General features: G+C 62.1%; 13 protein-coding genes and 1 pseudogene (1 of these 14 running past the window's edge). 12 read left to right on the top strand and 2 right to left on the bottom strand.

The window, feature by feature from the left end; genetic code table 11:
• Positions 1 to 1,400 (bottom strand): annotated as a pseudogene (locus tag B3C64_RS07980) (DUF349 domain-containing protein); it reaches 44 nt to the left of the window's first position.
• Positions 1,401 to 1,517: 117 nt separating this feature from the next.
• Here B3C64_RS07980 and hisS point away from each other — a divergent pair.
• The 9 genes from hisS to B3C64_RS07935 all read left to right on the top strand — a co-directional run bounded on the left by hisS (position 1,518) and on the right by B3C64_RS07935 (position 12,103).
• The gene (gene hisS / locus B3C64_RS07975) at positions 1,518 to 2,909 is read left to right on the top strand and encodes a histidine--tRNA ligase (RefSeq protein ID WP_291534946.1); all 1,392 of its coding nucleotides are present in this window, start codon (positions 1,518 to 1,520) and stop codon (positions 2,907 to 2,909) included.
• A gap of 42 nt (positions 2,910 to 2,951) precedes the next feature.
• On the top strand, positions 2,952 to 4,751 hold the full coding sequence (aspS, locus tag B3C64_RS07970; protein WP_291534945.1) for an aspartate--tRNA ligase: 1,800 nt from the start codon (positions 2,952 to 2,954) through the stop codon (positions 4,749 to 4,751).
• A gap of 178 nt (positions 4,752 to 4,929) precedes the next feature.
• Positions 4,930 to 6,474: an ABC transporter substrate-binding protein/permease gene (locus B3C64_RS07965; protein ID WP_291534944.1), complete on the top strand. Its 1,545-nt coding sequence runs from the start codon at positions 4,930 to 4,932 to the stop codon at positions 6,472 to 6,474.
• Positions 6,471 to 7,232, top strand: coding sequence for an amino acid ABC transporter ATP-binding protein (locus B3C64_RS07960; protein ID WP_291534943.1), 762 nt, complete (start codon positions 6,471 to 6,473; stop codon positions 7,230 to 7,232). Before B3C64_RS07965 ends, B3C64_RS07960 begins: the two co-directional genes overlap by 4 nt.
• 236 nt (positions 7,233 to 7,468) lie before the next feature.
• Positions 7,469 to 8,227, top strand: coding sequence for an amino acid ABC transporter ATP-binding protein (locus B3C64_RS07955; protein WP_414632189.1), 759 nt, complete (start codon positions 7,469 to 7,471; stop codon positions 8,225 to 8,227).
• A 65-nt stretch (positions 8,228 to 8,292) separates the two neighbouring features.
• The gene (locus tag B3C64_RS07950) at positions 8,293 to 9,105 is read left to right on the top strand and encodes a glutamate ABC transporter substrate-binding protein (RefSeq protein WP_291534987.1); all 813 of its coding nucleotides are present in this window, start codon (positions 8,293 to 8,295) and stop codon (positions 9,103 to 9,105) included.
• Positions 9,105 to 9,782: an amino acid ABC transporter permease gene (locus tag B3C64_RS07945; RefSeq protein WP_291534940.1), complete on the top strand. Its 678-nt coding sequence runs from the start codon at positions 9,105 to 9,107 to the stop codon at positions 9,780 to 9,782. Before B3C64_RS07950 ends, B3C64_RS07945 begins: the two co-directional genes overlap by 1 nt.
• Positions 9,783 to 9,788: 6 nt before the next feature.
• Positions 9,789 to 10,973, top strand: a complete 1,185-nt coding sequence (locus B3C64_RS07940; RefSeq protein WP_291534939.1) for an amino acid ABC transporter permease — start codon at positions 9,789 to 9,791, stop codon at positions 10,971 to 10,973.
• A gap of 134 nt (positions 10,974 to 11,107) precedes the next feature.
• Positions 11,108 to 12,103: a PPK2 family polyphosphate kinase gene (locus B3C64_RS07935; RefSeq protein ID WP_291534938.1), complete on the top strand. Its 996-nt coding sequence runs from the start codon at positions 11,108 to 11,110 to the stop codon at positions 12,101 to 12,103.
• On the opposite strand, the gene B3C64_RS07930 is transcribed toward B3C64_RS07935, so the two are convergent.
• Positions 12,085 to 14,643 (bottom strand): DEAD/DEAH box helicase, encoded by a 2,559-nt coding sequence (locus B3C64_RS07930; RefSeq protein ID WP_291534937.1) that lies wholly within the window; start codon positions 14,641 to 14,643, stop codon positions 12,085 to 12,087. The two genes, B3C64_RS07935 and B3C64_RS07930, sit on opposite strands and share 19 nt — an antisense overlap.
• An 84-nt stretch (positions 14,644 to 14,727) precedes the next feature.
• Between B3C64_RS07930 and B3C64_RS07925 the strand changes: the two genes are divergently transcribed.
• From B3C64_RS07925 to mtrB, 3 genes are all read left to right on the top strand, one after another.
• Positions 14,728 to 16,104 carry a replication-associated recombination protein A gene (locus B3C64_RS07925; RefSeq protein ID WP_291534936.1) on the top strand — a complete coding sequence of 459 codons (1,377 nt, stop codon included), beginning with the start codon at positions 14,728 to 14,730 and terminating at the stop codon, positions 16,102 to 16,104.
• A gap of 133 nt (positions 16,105 to 16,237) precedes the next feature.
• A complete protein-coding gene (mtrA, locus tag B3C64_RS07920; RefSeq protein ID WP_291534935.1) occupies positions 16,238 to 16,972 on the top strand; it encodes an MtrAB system response regulator MtrA in 735 nt (244 codons plus the stop codon).
• Between the two features lie 9 nt (positions 16,973 to 16,981).
• Complete coding sequence (mtrB, locus tag B3C64_RS07915) at positions 16,982 to 18,655, top strand: MtrAB system histidine kinase MtrB (protein WP_291534934.1); 1,674 nt, start codon at positions 16,982 to 16,984, stop codon at positions 18,653 to 18,655.
• Positions 18,656 to 18,662: the final 7 nt, after the last annotated feature.

The following is an 18,662-nucleotide window of genomic DNA, read 5'->3' as shown; positions in this document are numbered from 1 at the left end:
TCGGCTTCGAGCTTGGCCTTCTTCTTCGGGTCGGACTCGGCTGCGATCTTGCCGTCAAGGTCGGCGAGCTGCGCGTTGAGCTGCTCCTCGAAGGAGGACTTGCGCGCGTCGGCCTCCGGGTCGGACTGCTTCCAAGCGGCGTCCTCCACGGCCTTGATCTGCTGGTCGACGGCGTCGAGACGACCCTCGATGCGGCGGACCTCGTCACGCGGCACATAGCCGATCTGGTCCCATTCCTCCTGAATCGCGGCAAGGGCCTGGCGGGCCTTCTTGGCCTCGGCCTCGTCCTTGACGGGCACCAGAGCCTCGGCCTTGACCAGCAGCTCCTCCTTCTTGGCAAGATTCTCCTTTTCGGAGGAGCTGATCTGCTCACGATCGGCCTGACGCGCGTTGAAGAAGGTGTCGGCCGCGGCACGGAAACGTGCCCAGAGGTCATCGTCCTCACGGCGTCCGGCGCGACCGGCCTTCTTCCAACGGTCCATCAGTTCGTTGAACTTGCGGGAGGTCTCGACCCATGCGGTGGAGTCCTTCAGCTCTTCGGCCTCGGCGATGATGGCTTCCTTGGCGGTCTTGGCCTCGCTGCGCTCCGCATCGCGGTGCTGGGCCCACTTGCGGCGTGCGACGTTGAACGTGGTGCGTGCGGAGGAGAAGCGGGACCACAGGGCGTCCGCATCGGCCTTGTCGATGCGGACGTTGTTGCGCTGGTGCTCCTGCCACTGCTGGAACAGCGAACGGAACTTGTCCGCGGTGGAACGCCAGTTGGTGTTCTCGTCGAGGGAATTCGCCAGCGCCTCGGCCTTCTCCACGATCACGGTGCGCTCCGCGACCGCCTTCGCGACGGCGGCCTTGCGGGCCTGCGTCAGCGCCTCCTTCTTCGCGGCGCCTTCCTTCTTCAGCGCCTCGAACTGGGCCTTGATGGCGGCCAGATCGCCGACGACGGCCGGTTGTTCGGTCTCGGCGGCGAGCGTCTTGATGGATTCGTCGATTTCACGCGACTTCACGTTGTTGGACTTGAGCCTGTTGGCGAACAGGTCGAGCTTCTCCTTCAGGTCCAGGTAGCGACGGGCGTACAGCGCCAGGGCCTCTTCCTTGGATGCGTCGGGGAACTGGCCGACCTCGCGCTCGCCTTCGCCGTCCTTGACGAACACGGTGCCGTCATCGGCGACGCGGCCGAATGCCTCGGCTGCCTTGACGTCGGCCTCGGAGAAGCCGGCCGCGGGCGCTGCCGGAGCCGCCGCGCGTTGCGGTGCCTTCTTGGCGAAAGCGGCCGGACTCGGCGCATGCGGCTTCATCGCCGCAGGGCTCGGAACGGCCGGTTTGCTGGCCTCGGCTGCGGGCGTCGTTGCCTGCTTGGTGGTTTCGTTGATGTTTTCGGACGCGGTGACATTCTCGTCGGCCATGGCCAGCTCCTTTAAGTAAGCTTCATGTAGTGCAGAGGTCGCGAATGATGCCGGAAGCGCTTCCAAAGCTTGAAAAACGCCCGGCGTTTTCCGCAACCTCATTTATTATAGAGAATCGTGGCTAAAGGCGCATCTATTTCAGGATTTCCAGAGTGGCTCCCCTCTGAACGTGTTGTGGAGCAGCGTGTCATCGACACGCTCCGTGATGTTTTCGAGCTCAATGGCTTCATAGGCATTGAAACTCGCGCTGTCGAGCAGGGTTCGAGCCTGCTCAAGAAAGGCGAGACCAGCAAGGAGATTTATTTGCTGAGCCGCCTGCAGGAGGTCGGTCACGAGTCCGACACTCCGATTGAGGACCGCTTGGGTCTGCATTTCGATCTCACCGTTCCGCTGAGCCGGTACGTCGTCGAACATTCTGGCGATCTGGCCTTCCCGTTCAAACGGTGGCAGATCCAAAAGGTCTGGCGTGGCGAGCGTCCGCAGGAGGGGCGTTTCCGCGAGTTCGTGCAGGCGGACATCGATGTGATCGGCAACGGCGACCTGCCCGACCACTACGAGGTCGAATTGCCGCTGGTCATGGTGTCGGCGTTGGAGCGCCTTCGTGCGTTCGGCCTGCCGAAGGCCACCGTGCACGCGAACAACCGCAAGCTTTCCGAAGGCTTCTACCGTGGTCTCGGCCTCACCGACATCGAGGGCGTTCTGCGCGAGATCGACAAGCTCGACAAGATCGGGGCCGACGAAGTGGCGAAACTGCTCGTCGAAGGCTGTGGGGCCGACGAGGCCCAGGCCAAGGCATGCCTTGAATTGGCTGAGCTGACCGCGGCCAACGGCGAGGAGCTGTCCGAAAAGTTCGACGCGCTGTGCGCGAAGCATGGCATCGCGTCCGATTCCGACGCCTATGTGCTTGCGCGCCAGGGGCTTGACACGCTGGCGATGATCGTCGACGAGGCCGCGCGCATCCGTCCGGGCTCCGTCATCGCCGATCTGAAGATCGCCCGCGGTCTGGATTACTACACCGGTTCCGTGTATGAGACCTTCCTTGAAGGCGCCTCCGCATTGGGCTCCATTTGCTCCGGCGGCCGTTACGACAACCTCGCCTCCCAAGGCAAGAAGAAATATCCGGGCGTCGGTCTGTCCATTGGTCTGTCCCGACTGGTTTCCTACATGCTGCACACCGCCGGGGCCCATGCCAGCCGTGTGTCTCCGGCATCCGTGCTGGTCGCCGTGTGGAACGAGGACGACCGTTCCGCCTCCAACCAGATCGCGAATCAGTTGCGCGCCCGTGGTATCGCCGCGGACGTGGCTCCGACCGCGGCCAAACTCGGCAAGCAGATCAAGTACGCCGACAAACTCGGCATCCCATATGTGTGGTTCCCGGCGGGCGCTTCCGACGAGGGCTCCGGAGACGAAGTCAAGAACATCGTCACGGGAGACCAGAAGCCGGCCGATGCACAGTCGTGGGAGCCGGATACTGTGTATGCCCAGCAAACCGTTACCGTAGAAGCCTGATTCCAAAGACTTCACTATTAAGCAATAAGGAATAGGGGAAGCATGAGCCAGACGGCTTACAGAACACATCATGCAACCGAAGTGACCGAGGCGCTTGTCGGTCAGAAGGTGACGCTCGCCGGTTGGGTCGACCGTCGTCGTGACCACGGTGGCGTGGCCTTCATCGACCTTCGCGACAACACCGGCCTGGTGCAGGTCGTTATCTATGACGAGGAGATGGCGCGTCCGCTGCGTTCCGAGTTCGTGATTCAGGTGGTCGGCGAGGTTCGCCTGCGTCCTGACGGAAACGAGAACGAGCACCTTGCCACGGGCAAGATCGAGGTCGTGGCCGAGAGCATCGAGGTGCTCGCCAAGTCCGACGCGCTGCCGTTCCAGGTCTCCACCGCCTTGGAGAACGAATCCGAGAACAAGCTGCCGGGCGAGGACGTCCGTCTCAAGTACCGTTACCTCGATCTGCGTCGTCCGTCCATGCAGCGCAATCTGAAGCTGCGCGCCCAGATGTCGAAGGCGGCGCGCCACGCTCTGGAGGACATGGGATTCGAAGAGGTCGAGACTCCGACCATGATCAAGTCCACGCCTGAGGGCGCCCGCGACTTCGTGGTGCCGGCTCGTCTGGTGCCGGGCTCTTGGTACGCGCTGCCGCAGTCCCCGCAGCTGCTGAAGCAGCTGCTGATGGTGTCCGGCGTCGAGCGTTACTACCAGCTGGCCCGTTGCTACCGCGACGAGGACTTCCGCGCGGATCGTCAGCCGGAATTCACCCAGCTCGATATGGAAATGGCATTCGTGGACCAAGAGGACGTGATGGCCATGGCCGAAAAGGTCATCGCCGCCATCTGGAAGTCCGCCGGTTACGACATCCAGCTTCCGCTGCCGCGCATCACCTGGCAGGAGGCCATGGACAAGTATGGTTCCGACAAGCCTGATCTGCGCTTCGGCAACCCGCTGATCGAGCTGACCGATTACTTCAAGAACACGCCGTTCCGCGTGTTCCAGGCTCCGTATGTGGGCGCCGTGCTCTTCAAGGGCGGTGCTGCCACGCCTCGTCGCCAGTTCGACGCATGGCAGGATTGGGCCAAGCAGCGCGGCGCCAAGGGCCTTGCCTATGTGGTGTTCGCCGAGAACGGCGACCTCAAGGGACCTGTCGCCAAGAACCTGTCCGAAGAGGAGCGCAACGGTCTGCAGGAGGCCGTCGGCGCCGAACCTGGTGACGCGGTGTTCTTCGCGGCCGGCCGCCGCACGTCCTCCCAGGAGCTGCTGGGCGCGGTGCGTGTGGAGCTCGCCCGTCGTGCGGGTCTGCTCAAGCCCGACGACTTCGCGTTCACCTGGGTTGTGGACTTCCCGCTGTTCAAGCCCGCCGATGATCCGGATGACGATGATGTGGCGGTCGGCCACTCCAAGTGGACCTCCATGCACCACCCGTTCACGATGCCGTCCAAGGACTGGATCGACAAGTTCGACAAGGATCCGGCCCACGCCATGTCCGATTCCTACGACATCGTGTGCAACGGCAACGAGATGGGCGGCGGTTCCGTGCGTATCCACCGCGACGACATCCAGGATCGCGTGCTCGACGTGCTCGGCATCACTCCGGAAGAGGCCCAGGACAAGTTCGGCTTCCTGCTTGAGGCGTTCAAGTACGGCGCTCCGCCGCACGCGGGCATCGCGCTTGGCTGGGATCGTACCGCCGCCATTCTCGCCGGCGCGGATTCCATCCGCGACGTCATCGCCTTCCCGAAGGCCGGCGGCGGCCGTGATCCGCTGACCGGTGCCCCTGCTCCGATTTCCGCGGAGCAGCGCGCCGAGACCGGCGTCGATTACGATCCGGACGAGGACGAGGACTGAGCATAGCGCGGCCGAATCCGCTATGCGTCGAATGGGGGTTGCCATGCATCGTGCATGGCAACCCCCATTCGCATACGTAACATCGTTTTTCGATTGTTGCCGATATGGTGGAGCAGGTTGAGTGCATTGAGGAATGCTCCGAACGATTGCATTCGGAGCATGGAACGAGGAGAAACAGATGAGAAAACGTTCGGCATATGCGCCGTGGGCGCGCGTGCTCGCGATGGCCGTCGCACTGATTGTGCTGTTGGCGGGATTCGTGGGCACGATGGCTGCGCCATCCACTGCCGCCGCCGCGGAAAGCGGCAATCCGTCCGCGGTCAAGGGGAAGACCTACAAGGTCGGCACGGACACCACATTCGCGCCGTTCGAATACCGCGAACACGGCAAGATGACCGGCATCGACATGGAACTCATCCGGTCTATCGCCAAGCAGGAGGGCTTCAACGTCGAAATCCAATCCTTGGGATTCAACGCGGCGTTGCAGGCGCTGAGCTCCAACCAAGTGGATGTCGTCATCGCGGGCATGTCCATCACCGACGAACGCAAAGCCACCTATGATTTCTCCAGCCCGTACTTCCAGTCGGGCATCCAGATGGCCATCGCCGAAAACAACGATGACATCACCGGTTACAAGGACCTCAAGGGAAAGACCGTCGTCGCGAAAACGGGCGCCGAAGGCGAGACGTACGCCAAGCAGCATGCGGACGAATACGGGTACAAGGTCATTTCCGTCGATCAGTCCTCGACCATGTACGAGATGGTCAAATCCGGGAACGCGGTCGCGGTATTCGACGATTATCCGGTGTTGGCCTACGGCGTATCCCAGAACAACGGTCTGAAAATCGTCACGCCGAAGGTGCCCCATGGCGAATACGGCATGGCGGTGAACAAGGGCATGAACGCCGATCTGCTCGCGGCCATCGATGACGGATTGACCAAGATCATCGCTTCCGGCGAATATGAGAGGATCGTCGCGCAATATCTCGGTGAAGACGGCGCCAAGGAACAGGTCAAGGCGATTTCCGGCAAGATCACCGACAATGGTTCCACGGACGGGACGCAGAAGAAGGTCGGCTTCCTCGGTTTGGTCGAACAATCCATGCCGGCTCTGCTGCAAGGGCTGAAGAACACGCTGCTGATCACGCTGCTGTCGTTCGTGATCGCTCTGGCGCTCGGCGTCGCGTTCGGCCTGATGAAGGTTTCGGAACATCGTCTTCTGGCCGGCATCGCCAACGTGTACATCGCGGTGTTCCGCGGCACGCCTATTCTTGTGTGGGCGTTCTTCTTCTACTTCGGCGTGCCCCAGCTCATCGGGCACAGCGTGAACATCTGGGTCGCCGGCGCATTGACGCTGTCGCTCAATTCCGGCGCGTATCTCGCGGAGATCGTGCGCGGCGCGGTCCAATCCGTCGATCCGGGCCAGATGGAGGGCGCGCGTTCGCTCGGTCTCAACCACAAGCAGGCCATGAGCCGTGTGATCCTGCCGCAGGCCAGCAAGATCGCCATGCCGTCGATCATCAACCAGCTGGTCATCATGATCAAGGATTCCTCGCTGCTCCTCGCCATCGGATTCGGAGAGCTCCTGTACCAGGCGCAGCAATTGTATGCGGCGAACTTCCGTGTCACGGAAACCCTGCTGATCGTGGGCATCATGTATTTCGTGGCCATCACCGTGCTGACATGGCTGGCCAACATCGTCGACAGAAAGGTGAATCGATGAGCGAGCACAAGAACCATGGCGCGTCCGATGAGGTGATCATCGACGTCAAGGGATTGCGTAAGAACTATGGACGCACGGAAGTCATCAAAGGCGTCGACCTGACGGTGCGCAAAGGCGAGGTGATCTGCATCATCGGGCCTTCGGGCGCCGGCAAATCCACCATTCTGCGCTGCCTGAACGGGCTTGAGCACGCCACCGGCGGCCGGGTGGTGGTCGCCGGCCACGACCTGAACGATCCCAAGGTGGACATCGACCGGGTCCGCGAACAGGTGGGCATGGTGTTCCAGCATTTCAACCTGTTCAACAACATGAGCGTGATCGAGAACATCATCCTCGCGCCGAAGCTCGTGCATGGGGAAACGGACGCCGAAGCCAGGAAGCGCGCGATGGACCTGCTGGAGACCGTCGGATTGGCGCAGAAGGCCGACGCCATGCCCAAATCGCTGTCCGGCGGGCAGAAGCAGCGTGTGGCCATCGCGCGTTCCTTGGCCATGCGCCCGCAGGTCATGCTGTTCGACGAGGCCACGTCGGCGCTCGATCCGGAAATGGTCGGCGACGTGCTCGAGGTCATCCGCGGTCTGGCCGAACAGGGCATGACCATGGTTCTGGTGACCCACGAGATGGGATTCGCCCGCGAAGTCGCCACGCGCGTCATCTTCACCGACGCCGGCGTGATCGAGGAGGAAGGCACGCCCGACGAGATCTTCAACCATCCCAAAAGCGAACGGTTGCGCGCGTTCCTGTCCAAGGTGCTGTGACGGTTGGCTCTGAAGGCGGCGCGTCCGTCCATTCGAGACGGATGCGCCGGCGGATCCCCGAACGGGTGGATTCGCGAGGGGGGAAGGGAACCGACGGCATGCGGCCGTCGTGGTTTTGGCCGGACACGTCCGTTCTGACATCGAACATGCGGAATGATGTAACAAGTGCGAAAACATAGGGGTTTTATACTTTCTCCATGTCTGAAATCAACGCAACCGATCAGAAGCGCCCGATCATGCCGGGCAGCGAAGTCAGCGAACGACCGCTTGTCGAACTGACCCATGTCGAAAAGCACTATGGCGATCTGCATGTGCTCAAAGACATCAATCTCACCGTCAAAAAAGGCGAGGTGCTCGTCATCGTCGGACCGTCCGGTTCCGGCAAGTCCACGATGTGCCGCACCATCAACCGTCTGGAGACCATCGATTCCGGCGACATCCGCATCGACGGCAAGCCGCTGCCGCAGGAAGGCAAGGAACTCGCCAGCCTGCGCGCCGAAGTCGGCATGGTGTTCCAGTCGTTCAACCTGTTCGCCAACAAGACCATTCTGGAAAACGTGACGCTCGCGCCCATCAAGGTGCGCCACATGGACAAGAAGGCCGCGGAGGACCTCGCCATGGACCTGCTTGGCCGCGTCGGCGTCGCATCCCAGGCGTCCAAGATGCCGTCCCAGCTTTCCGGCGGCCAGCAGCAGCGCGTGGCCATCGCCCGCGCGCTCGCCATGCAGCCCAAGGTCATGCTGTTCGACGAGCCGACGTCGGCGCTCGATCCGGAAATGGTCAACGAGGTGCTCGACGTCATGGTCGAATTGGCGCATGAGGGCATGACCATGCTGTGCGTGACCCATGAGATGGGATTCGCCCGCAAGGTGGCCGACAAGGTCGTGTTCATGGCCGATGGCCAGATTCTTGAACAGAGCACGCCGGAGGACTTCTTCGAGCATCCGAAGACCGATCGTGCCAAGGACTTCCTGTCGAAGATTCTTACCCACTGAGTGGCCGGGAAACGCAAGACGGAAGAGGAAACATTATGAAACCATTATCGAATGCGGCGAAACGCATGCTGCGCAGGGCCGTCGCGGCCTGTTGCGCGTTCGCATGCGTGTTCGCGGTGTCGGCGTGCGGTTCGGATGACGCCGACGGCAAGATTCGCATCGGCATCAAATTCGACCAGCCCGGCCTGGGATTCAAGAAGTCCGGCACCTACGTGGGCTTCGACGTGGACGTGGCCAAGTACATCGCCAAGAAACTCGGTTATTCCGAGGACGAGATCATTTGGAAGGAGGCGCCGTCCAAGCAGCGTGAGGCCATGCTGCAGAACGGTGATGTCGACTACATCGTCGCCACGTATTCCATCACCGACGAGCGCAAGAAGGTCGTTTCCTTCGCCGGCCCGTATTTCGTCGCCGGGCAGGATCTGCTGGTGCGCAAGGACGAGAAGGGCATCGACGGTCCGGAGGACCTGAACGGCAAGCGCCTGTGCTCGGTTACCGGATCCACCTCGGCGGTGACGGTCAAGGAGAAGTTCGCCAATGAGGTGCAGCTGATGGAGCAGCCCGGCTACGCTGAATGCGCGACCGCGCTGTTCTCCGGCATCGTGGACGCGGTCACCACCGATGACATCATCCTGGCCGGTCTTGCCGCCGCCTCGCGCGGGCGTCTGCGTGTGGTCGGCAAGCCATTCACGCAGGAATACTACGGCGTCGGCATCAAGAAGGGCGACACCAAGCTGGCGGCGCAGATCAACAACGCCATCGCCGACATGATCCAGGACGGTTCCTGGAAGCGCGCCATCTCCGACAACACCAAGGGCGTCGCCTACACGCCGAACGCCAAGTACAATCCGCCGAAACCGACTGAGGGGGAGAAGTGATGGACGCATTCGTCTCGCTGTTCAGCCAGTACGATGTTCCCGGCGCGTTCCTGGTGAACATCGAGCTGACCCTGTGGTCGGCGCTGTTCTCCACGATTCTCGGCGTCATCCTCGTGATGATGCGCATTTCCCCGGTATCGTCGTTGCGTATGGTCTCCGGCGCATACGTCGAGCTGTTCAAGAACATGCCGCTGACCATCATCATGGTGTTCATGGTACTGGGAGCCTACGCGCAGCTGAAGCTCAGCTTCTCCGACACCTTCGCCACGAACTTCTTCTGGCTGGCGGTCATGGGGCTGAGCCTGTACACCGCCGCTTTCGTGTGCGAATCGTTGCGTTCGGGCATCAACACCGTCCCGCTCGGCCAGGCCGAGGCGTCGCGTGCGCTGGGATTGAGCTTCATGCAGTCGGCGACGCAGATCATTCTTCCGCAGGCGTTCCGTGGATCCGTGGCGCCTCTGGGCAACACGCTGATCGCGTTGTTGAAGAACTCCACCGTCGCGGCGGCGGCGTCCGTCGCCACCGAAACGTCGTCGTTGATGAGCGAAATGATCGAATACCGTTCCGACGTGATCGTTCCCATCTTCCTCATCTTCGCTTTCGGCTATGTGATCCTCATCATCCCGATCGGCATGCTGACCACGTATCTGTCCAACAAACTCGCGGTGAGGAGGTGACGCACCATGGCAAGCAATGAAAGCGCGGTGCTGTTCGACCAGCCGGGTCCCAAGGGCCGCAAAACCATTCGCATCGTCAATTGGATAGCGGGCATCGCATTCGCGATCGTGCTCGTATTGATCCTCATGCGTCTGCACAATCCGCCGGACGGCGAAAACCAGTTGAGCTGGGAGCTGTGGAAGCCGGCGCTTGACGCTGAGGCGTGGACCGATTTCTACCTGCCCGGCCTATGGGCCACGATCCGCGCCTCGGTTCTGGCCGTGATCGGCGCGGTGGCGTTCGGATTGCTGTTCGGCATCGGACGATTGCTGCCGAGCGTGCTCATCCGCACGGTTTCCGGCGCCATCGTCGAATTCGCGCGTGCGGTTCCGGTGCTGCTGTTGATGATCTTCTTCTGGCGCTGGTTCGCATTCGCCGGTCTGGCAAGCCCGGCCTATTGGGCCGTGGTGCTCGCGTTGGTCATCTACAACGGTTCCGTCGTCGCCGAACTGGTGCGTTCCGGTGTCGGCAACCTGCCGAACGGACAGCGCGAGGCATCTCTCGCGCTGGGTCTGACCCGCACGCAGTCGTTGATGCAGATCGAGGTTCCGCAGGCGATCTACGCGATGCTGCCGGCCGCGGTGACCCAGCTGGTCGTCGTGCTGAAGGACACCGCGCTCGGTTCCATCATCATGTATACCGACCTGTTGCAGGAATCACGACGTCTCGGTTCGATGTACTTCAATATCCTGCAGACGCTGGTTGTCGCAGCGGTCGTGTATTTCATCGTCTGCTGGCTGCTCAGCCGCCTTGCCGAATGGCTTCCGGCGCGCATGCAGCGGCATACCGCCGCGCCTGCCGAACCGGAGCCGGTCGCGCCGATCGCCATCATGGACCCATCGAATGTGAACCAGATCGCGGTCGCCAAGGAGGAGATGCCGCTGGGCGGCGCGCAACGCCTGTACCATGTGCATCACCGTGGCACGAACGCCTCGATCAGGAATTGGCGGCAGACCCGCTATGCGCAGGGATACGACGAGACGCATCCGGAAAGCCAGATCACATTCGACAAGAACGGCAAGCCGATCAGGGACAATCCGTTCGAAGACCTGCTCAAGGAGGTGGAGCACAAGGGCGATGCGTCCAAGGCTCCATCGGATTCACCGACCGAATCCGATCCGTCGGACGGCGAATCGGCGGATGGACGGTGACGGCATGATGCGGCTGCTCTGAGACGAAGGAGAAACAGAGGGTCGATGTTCGGCATGAATGCCGGGCGTCGGCCCTCTGCGCGTCTACGATGGATACAGGGCATGGTCGGATGGCAAGCAAGGAGGCTTTGGCGATGGCTGGCAAGGATGACAAGAGGAACGACGCCTGTGTCTCGGCGATTTCCAAAACGCTCAACAAGGTCGAGGAGCGGTTGCGCAAGGGCGCGCATTGCGATTCCGTCGCCGAGGGGCTCGCGAATGTCGCCAAGGCGAGCGAATTGCTCAGTTCGGTATGGACGCTGCCGCCAGGCCAGCTGCTGAGATTCCACCATGATATGCGGCTGACGCAGGTCGATGGCGGGGCGACGCCGGGATTCGACGGCAACAAGGAGGACGCCGAGCGGTTCATCACGATCAGCTCGTCGGAAATCGCGCGTTACCAGCGATTGATGTACGCCAACGGCGTGAAGGGGTCGCGCAGGAGGTTGCTGATCATCCTGCAGGGCATGGACGCCTCGGGCAAGGGTGGCATCGTGCGCCATGTGTTCAGCCAAGGCGATCCCATGGGCATGCACTACCATGGTTTCGGCGCGCCGAAAGGCGAGGAGAAGGACCATGATTACCTATGGCGCATCCGTCGTGAACTGCCGAGGAACGGATGGATTTCCATCTTCGACAGGTCCCAGTATGAGGACATCGTCATGCCGCGTGTCTATCGGACGTATCCGGAAGAGGTGTGGCAGGCCCGTTACGACGAGATCAACCGGTTCGAGGCGCAATTGGTGGGCGACGGCTGCGCCATCATCAAGATCTTCCTGGTGGTCAGCAAGGACGAGCAGAAAAGGCATTTTCTCAGTCGGTTGGAGGATCCGACCAAATACTGGAAATTCGATCCGAGCGATCTCGAGGCGCGCGCCCGCTGGGACGACTATATGGCCGCATGGCAGGACGTGTTCGCGCGGACCAGCACGGAACGCGCGCCCTGGTACCTGGTTCCCGCCGACAACCGTTGGTATTCCAGGGCGGTCGTGTCCGAATTGCTGCGCAACACGTTGAAGAACATGAACATGATCTGGCCACCGCTGGAAGTCGATGCCGACGAGATGCGCCGTCAGTTGGAGACGTTGTAGTCGAAGAACACCACTTCGCCGCTGGACTGCGTGGCATCCAGGTCGACGGTTCCGGTGATGGCCCAATCATGGTCGCCATCGGAATCGTCGATGATCTGACGGATCTTCCACGCGTGCTCACTGTTCTCCATGCCGTCGTCGAGGATGAAGAGCTCGCCGCTGCGTGCCTTCGCGTCCGTGTTGACGTATTCGTGCTCGTCGTAGAAGTCGTCGAGCGCATCCTCCCATTCGTGGACGCCGTAGCCCCAGTCCTTGTCGATGGCGCCGAGTTCGTCAGGCCTGTCGAGGTCCATGAGCTGCACGCGGCGGAACATCGCGTTGCGCACCAGCACGGTAAGGCCCCTGCGATCCTCGACGACGGATTGTCCGGCGCCCGGCGCGGCCAGATTCGCGGCGTTTTCGGAGGCGTCGCCCGTATCGCCGGCATGTTCCCATTCGTCCACCAGCGAGGAATCGATGGAGCGGACCACCACGCGCAGCCAGGAGATGATGTCGTTGAGCTGCTCGTCGCGTTTCTCCGCCGGCACCGTGCGCGCCAGCGCGCGGTACGCGTCGGACAGGTAGCGCAGCAGCGTGCCTTCGGAACGCGCGATGTTGTATCGGGCGATGTATCCGGTGAAATCGGAGGCCGTCTCGACCATGTCGCGCACCACGGATTTTGGGCTCAGCCAATAATCGTTGGCCCAAGGCACGTCATGGCGGTACTCGTCGAACGCGGCCTGCAGCATGTCCTCCAATGGCTTCGGATAGGTGATCTCCTGCAGCCGGTCCATGCGCTCGTCGTAGTCGAGGCCATCCTCTTTCATCTGAATCATCGCCTCGTCGCGGGCCTGCCGTTCCTGGGCTCGGAGCACCTGCTTCGGATCCTCGAGCGTGGCCTCGACCATGGAGATCACATCGAGGGCGTAGGTCTCCGATTCGGGGTCGAGCAGTTCCAGCGCGGCCAGGAGGAACGGACTCAACGGCTGGTCGAGGGCGAAGTCATCGGGGACGTCCACGGTCATGAAATAATCCTTGCCGCCGTCCTCGCGGTCCTCGGTCTCGATGACGTTCGTGTCGAACAGCGTCTGGAAGATCTCGTCGGCGCGGGCGTGCAGACGTTCCTTCTGCTCCGGCGACTGCGCGGAATCGTCGATGAGCCGGTCGATGCGATACCGTGCGTCACCACCCTGCTCCACCTCGTTCAGCACCATGGAATGGGTGATCTTCATATGCGGCACCAGCGTTTCCGGCGCGGCGTCGATAAGTTTGTCGAAGGTGTTCTGGTTCCACGTCACAAAGCCCTCAGGGGCCTTCTTGCGCTTGACCTTCTTGAGCTTCTTCGGATCGTTGCCGGCCTTGGCCAGGGCCTTCGCGTTCTCGATTTCGAATTCCGGCGCCTCGGCGATCACCAGGCCCTCGGTGTCGAATCCCATGCGGCCCGCGCGGCCCGCGATCTGATGGAACTCGCGTGCGCGGAGCTTGCGCATCCTGGTGCCGTCGAATTTGGTCAAGGCGGTCAACACCACCGAATGTATCGGCACGTTGATGCCGACGCCCAGCGTGTCGGTGCCGCAGATCACCGGCAGCAGACCCTGTTGCGCGAGCTGTTCGACGAGACGCCGGTAGCGGGGAAGCATGCCGGCATGGTGGATGCCCACGCCGGTGCGCAACAGACGTTGCAGGATCTTGCCGAACGCGGTCGTGAACTTCGTTCCCTTGATGGCCTCGGCGATCGCCGCGCGCTGCTGTTTGCTCGACACGCCGGTGCTGGACAGCGCGTTGGCCGTCTCCAATGCGGCGTCCTGGGAGAAATGGACCACATAGATCGGCGTCTCGTCCTTGCCGAACGCCAGCTCGACGGTTTTCTCCAATGGGTTGAGCGTGTACTCATAGGTCAACGGCACCGGCCGCGGCGCGTCGGCGATGATGTCGACGTCGGTGTCGGTCATATCCTCCAGCTTGTCGGCGATGGCGTCGACGTTGCCGAGCGTCGCGCTCATCAGCAGGAACTGGGTGTCCGGCAACGTCAGCAGCGGCACCTGCCACGCCCATCCGCGTTCGGAATCGCCGTAATAGTGGAATTCATCCATCGCGACGCAGCCGACATCGGCGTGCCGGCCTTCGCGCAACGCCTGGTTCGCGAGGATCTCCGCGGTGCAGCAGATGATCGGCGCGTCGGCGTTGATATGCGTGTCGCCGGTGATCATGCCGACATTATCGCGGCCGAACACCTCCACCAGATCGAAGAACTTCTCCGAGACGAGCGCCTTGATCGGCGCCGTGTAATAGGAGCGCCGTCCGGTGCACAACGCGGCGAAATGCATGCCGAGCGCCACCAGCGATTTGCCGGAGCCGGTCGGCGTGTTCAGAATGACGTGGTCGCCCGCGAGCAGGCTCATGATGGCCTCTTCCTGATGCGGCCATGGTTCGATGCCCTTGACGTCCTCGACCCAGCCGAAGAAGCGCTCGTAGATCTCGTCGGTGTCGATGTTGCGCTCGCCGTCGTCCCAATTCGGAGCAAGCGCCCCCAGCGAGCCGTAATTCGTGTCGTCAGCCATGCCTGCCAGTTTACCCGCCGGCATGAACCCGCATATCGAACGTGTGTTCGAATCATGGCGTCGCCTGCGGTACAGTAGGGAACCATGACCCAGGATCTGTTTGGCGCCGTGGACGCTCCCGACGGGATGACGCGTCCGCTGGCCGTGCGCATGCGCCCGTCAAGCGTGGACGAGGTCGTCGGCCAGTCGCGTGTGCTGGGCGAAGGCTCGCCGCTCCGCCGTCTCGCGAATCCCGCTTCGAAAGGTTCCCTGACGGCTCCAAGCTCCGTCATCCTGTTCGGCCCGCCCGGGGTGGGCAAGACCACGCTCGCCTACATCGTGGCAAGGCAGTCCGGCCGTGTGTTCGAAGAACTGTCCGCGGTCACCTCCGGCGTCAAGGACGTGCGCGACGTGCTCAAACGCGCCCACGACCGGCTGGTGTCCGAAGGCAGGGAGACGGTGCTGTTCATCGACGAGGTGCATCGTTTCTCCAAATCGCAGCAGGACGCGTTGCTGCCGAGTGTGGAGAATCGCGACGTCACCTTCATCGCGGCGACGACGGAGAACCCGAGCTTCTCCATCATCAAGCCGTTGCTCAGCCGTTCCGTGGTGGTCAAGCTCGAATCGCTGGAGCCGGAAGACCTGAAAACGTTGATCGGACGCGCCATCGAAAGCAAACAAGGTCTTGACGGCGAGATCGGAATCGCCGACGAGGCCGTGGACGACATCATCCGCATGTCGGGTGGCGACGCGCGCAAGACGCTGACGATCCTGGAAGCGGCCGCCGGCGCGCTCACCGGCGACAAAGCCCGCAAAAAAGGCACGAAGCGTCCCGTCATCACGCCCGATGTGGTTTCGAAGGTCATGGACGTGGCCACCGTGCGCTACGACAAGGACGGCGACGACCATTACGACGTGATCTCCGCGTTCATCAAATCCATGCGTGGCTCCGATCCGGACGCCACCATGCACTATCTGGCACGCATGCTGCGCGCCGGCGAGGATCCCCGGTTCATCGCGCGCCGCATCATGATCGCGGCCTCCGAGGAAGTCGGCATGGCGGCTCCGCAGATCCTGCAGGTCACCGTCGCGGCCGCCCAGGCCGTGGCCATGATCGGTATGCCGGAGGCCCGCATCATCCTCGCCGAGGCGGCGCTCGCCGTCGCCACCGCGCCGAAATCCAACGCCAGCTACAATGCCATCAACGCGGCGCTCGCCGATGTGGATGCGGGGCTCATCGGTCAGGTGCCGCTGCACCTGCGCAACGCGCCGACCGCCCTGATGAAAAGCTGGGGCAACCATGAAGGGTACCGGTACGCGCATGATTGGCCGGGCGCGGTGGCCCCCCAGCAATACATGCCCGACGAGCTCAAAGGCCGGGAATACTACCATCCGAACGACCGTGGATACGAACGCGAGGTGGGGCCGAGGCTGGAGAAGATCCGCAGGATCCTGCACGGAGAGGACTCGGACGGACGCTGACCGCGCCATTCGCCTTCCGGCGCGTCTTTGCCCTTCCGTGTACAATACGGACGTGGCAACGCCGAATATGCGGCTCGCTCGATGAAGAGGGCCGTATGCGCGATGAAGCGATGACGGAAGGAGAGCGGAACCGATGCGGGACGTACATGAGGGATCCGATCGGCGATTGATCATGATCGTCGATGACGACGCGGCTTTGGGGGAGATGCTGTCCATCGTATTGGACAGCAATGGCTTCGCCACGGTGATATGCCAGGATGGTCTGCGCGCGGTGGAGATGTTCCCGACCATCCGCCCGGATCTGGTGCTGCTGGACGTCATGCTTCCCGGACTGGACGGCGTGCAGGTGGCACACCGCATCAGGCAGGACGCCGATACCCCGATCATCATGCTTACCGCCAAATCCGACACCACTGATGTGGTCAAAGGACTGGAGGCGGGCGCCGACGATTACGTGTCCAAACCGTTCGAAGTGGCCGAACTGATGGCGCGTATCGGCGCGCGTCTTCGCCTGCCGAAAACCGATGCCCCGTCGCATGAGACGCAGTCCGACCTGCCGGATCGGCTGCGTTGCGGTCTTCTGGAGATGAATCGGGTGGAGCACACCGCCTGCAAGGACGGTGCCGACCTGCATCTGACGCCAATGGAGTTCGAGCTGCTGTACACGTTGGCCGCGCATGAAGGCGAGGCATTGAGCCGGGCGAACCTGCTCAAGGAGGTATGGGGCTACGATAGCGGCGGCGACACCAGACTCGTCAACGTGCATGTGCAACGGCTGCGCATGAAGGTGGAGGATGATCCGGAGACGCCGCGAATCGTGCGGACGGTGCGTGGCATCGGCTATAAATTCGTCGCGCCGGCCAAGTAGGCGCCCACCATGAAACCGTGGCATATATGGAAAATATGGCGTTGCGGAAGGCAACGGGTGCACCGGTCGTTGAAGGCCCGAACGGTCGCATTGTCGATGCTGGTGGTTTCCCTGACCGCGGCCCTGCTGTGCTTTTTCTCCATGTACGCCATCAGAGGGTCGATGCAGACCCAAGTGATGGAAGAGTCCCGCAAGGATTTCTCGTCGCAGGTCACCAGGGCGCAGAAGCATCTGAGCTCCGCGAACCTCACCGACTCCAGCCAATACCAACAGCTGGTCGGCAATCTGGCGTCCGAATTGCAAAGCAGCGGACCCAGCAATCTGGTCAGTGTGTACCTGATGAGCCGTGACGGGGACGGCGCGGACGGAAAAACCGTCATACCGGTGTCCACCGATCCGGAATACACGAATCTGATATCCGCTGACATGCGGGACGACCTGCAATCGGAGACGGGCGGCTCGATCTACTACCAACCGGTAAGCATAGCGAAATCCGAGGGAAGCGTGCCCGGCGCCATCCTCGGTTCGGTCGTCTCTTCCAGCGGGTTCGGCGCGTTGGAGGTCTTCGCGTTGTATTCCTACCAGGCCCAACAGCAGTCGTTGATGCAGATCCAGCTCAACATGGCCATCGCCAGCATACTGCTCAGCGGACTGATCGGCGTCATCATATTTCTGGTCATGCGCTCCGCGGTCGAGCCCGTGCAGAACGTGGCGGCCGCGGCCGAAACCATGGCATCGGGCAATCTGGACATCCGCGTGCATGTGGACAGGCAGGATGAGATCGGCGTGCTGCAGCGTTCGTTCAACGAGATGGCGAATTCTCTGGTGCAGAAAATCGATGAGCTCGAAAAGGCCGGCGACATGCAGCGAAGCTTCGTCTCCGACGTCAGCCATGAGCTGCGCACCCCGGTGACGACCATGCGCATGGCGTCCGACATGCTGTCGATGCGCAAGAACGAATACGATCCCGCCACCAAGCGCACGGTGGAGCTGTTGGACGGGCAGATCAGAAGATTCCAGGAGATGCTCGCGGATCTGCTGGAGATATCGCGGTTCGATGCCGGCTACGCGGCGCTCGACCTCGTCGAAAACGATATTCGCGAGCCGATTCGGCAGGCAGTCGAACAGGTTTCGGACATCGCGAAGGCCAAACAGGTGCCATTGGATGTCGACCTTCCGAACGTGGAGGTGCCGGCCATCGTCGACACAAGACGCATCTGCCGCATCATACGCAATCTGCTCGCCAACGCCGTCGATTTCGCGGAAGGAAAATCCGTGGAGATACGGCTTGCCGCCGACCGGCGGACGGTCGTGGTCAGCGTGCGCGACCACGGCGTCGGCATGAGCGCGGAGCAATGCGAAAAAATATTCGAACGATTCTGGAGAGGTGACCCATCGCGTGCGCGCACCACGGGCGGCACCGGATTGGGACTGGCCATCGCGCTCGCCGACGTGAGACTCCACCATGGCGACATCGCCGTGCGTTCCCGGATGGGGGAGGGCACCTGGTTCCTTGTGACGTTGCCGCGGAATCCCGAAACCGGCCAGGTGGACATCGGGGCGGCTCCGATCCATTTCGATCCCGATGACGATGGCCTGTACGCCATCGGAGGATTCGGTATCGCCGACAACAGATTCTCCGATTATCTGACCGGCGAGCCCAATGTCGGAAAAGGGCGGTGACGATGGG

Origin of the sequence: Bifidobacterium sp. UBA6881 (genome assembly GCA_002451435.1) — a bacterium.
Classification (GTDB): domain Bacteria; phylum Actinomycetota; class Actinomycetes; order Actinomycetales; family Bifidobacteriaceae; genus Bifidobacterium.
This window is presented reverse-complemented; position numbering and strand designations above follow the sequence as displayed.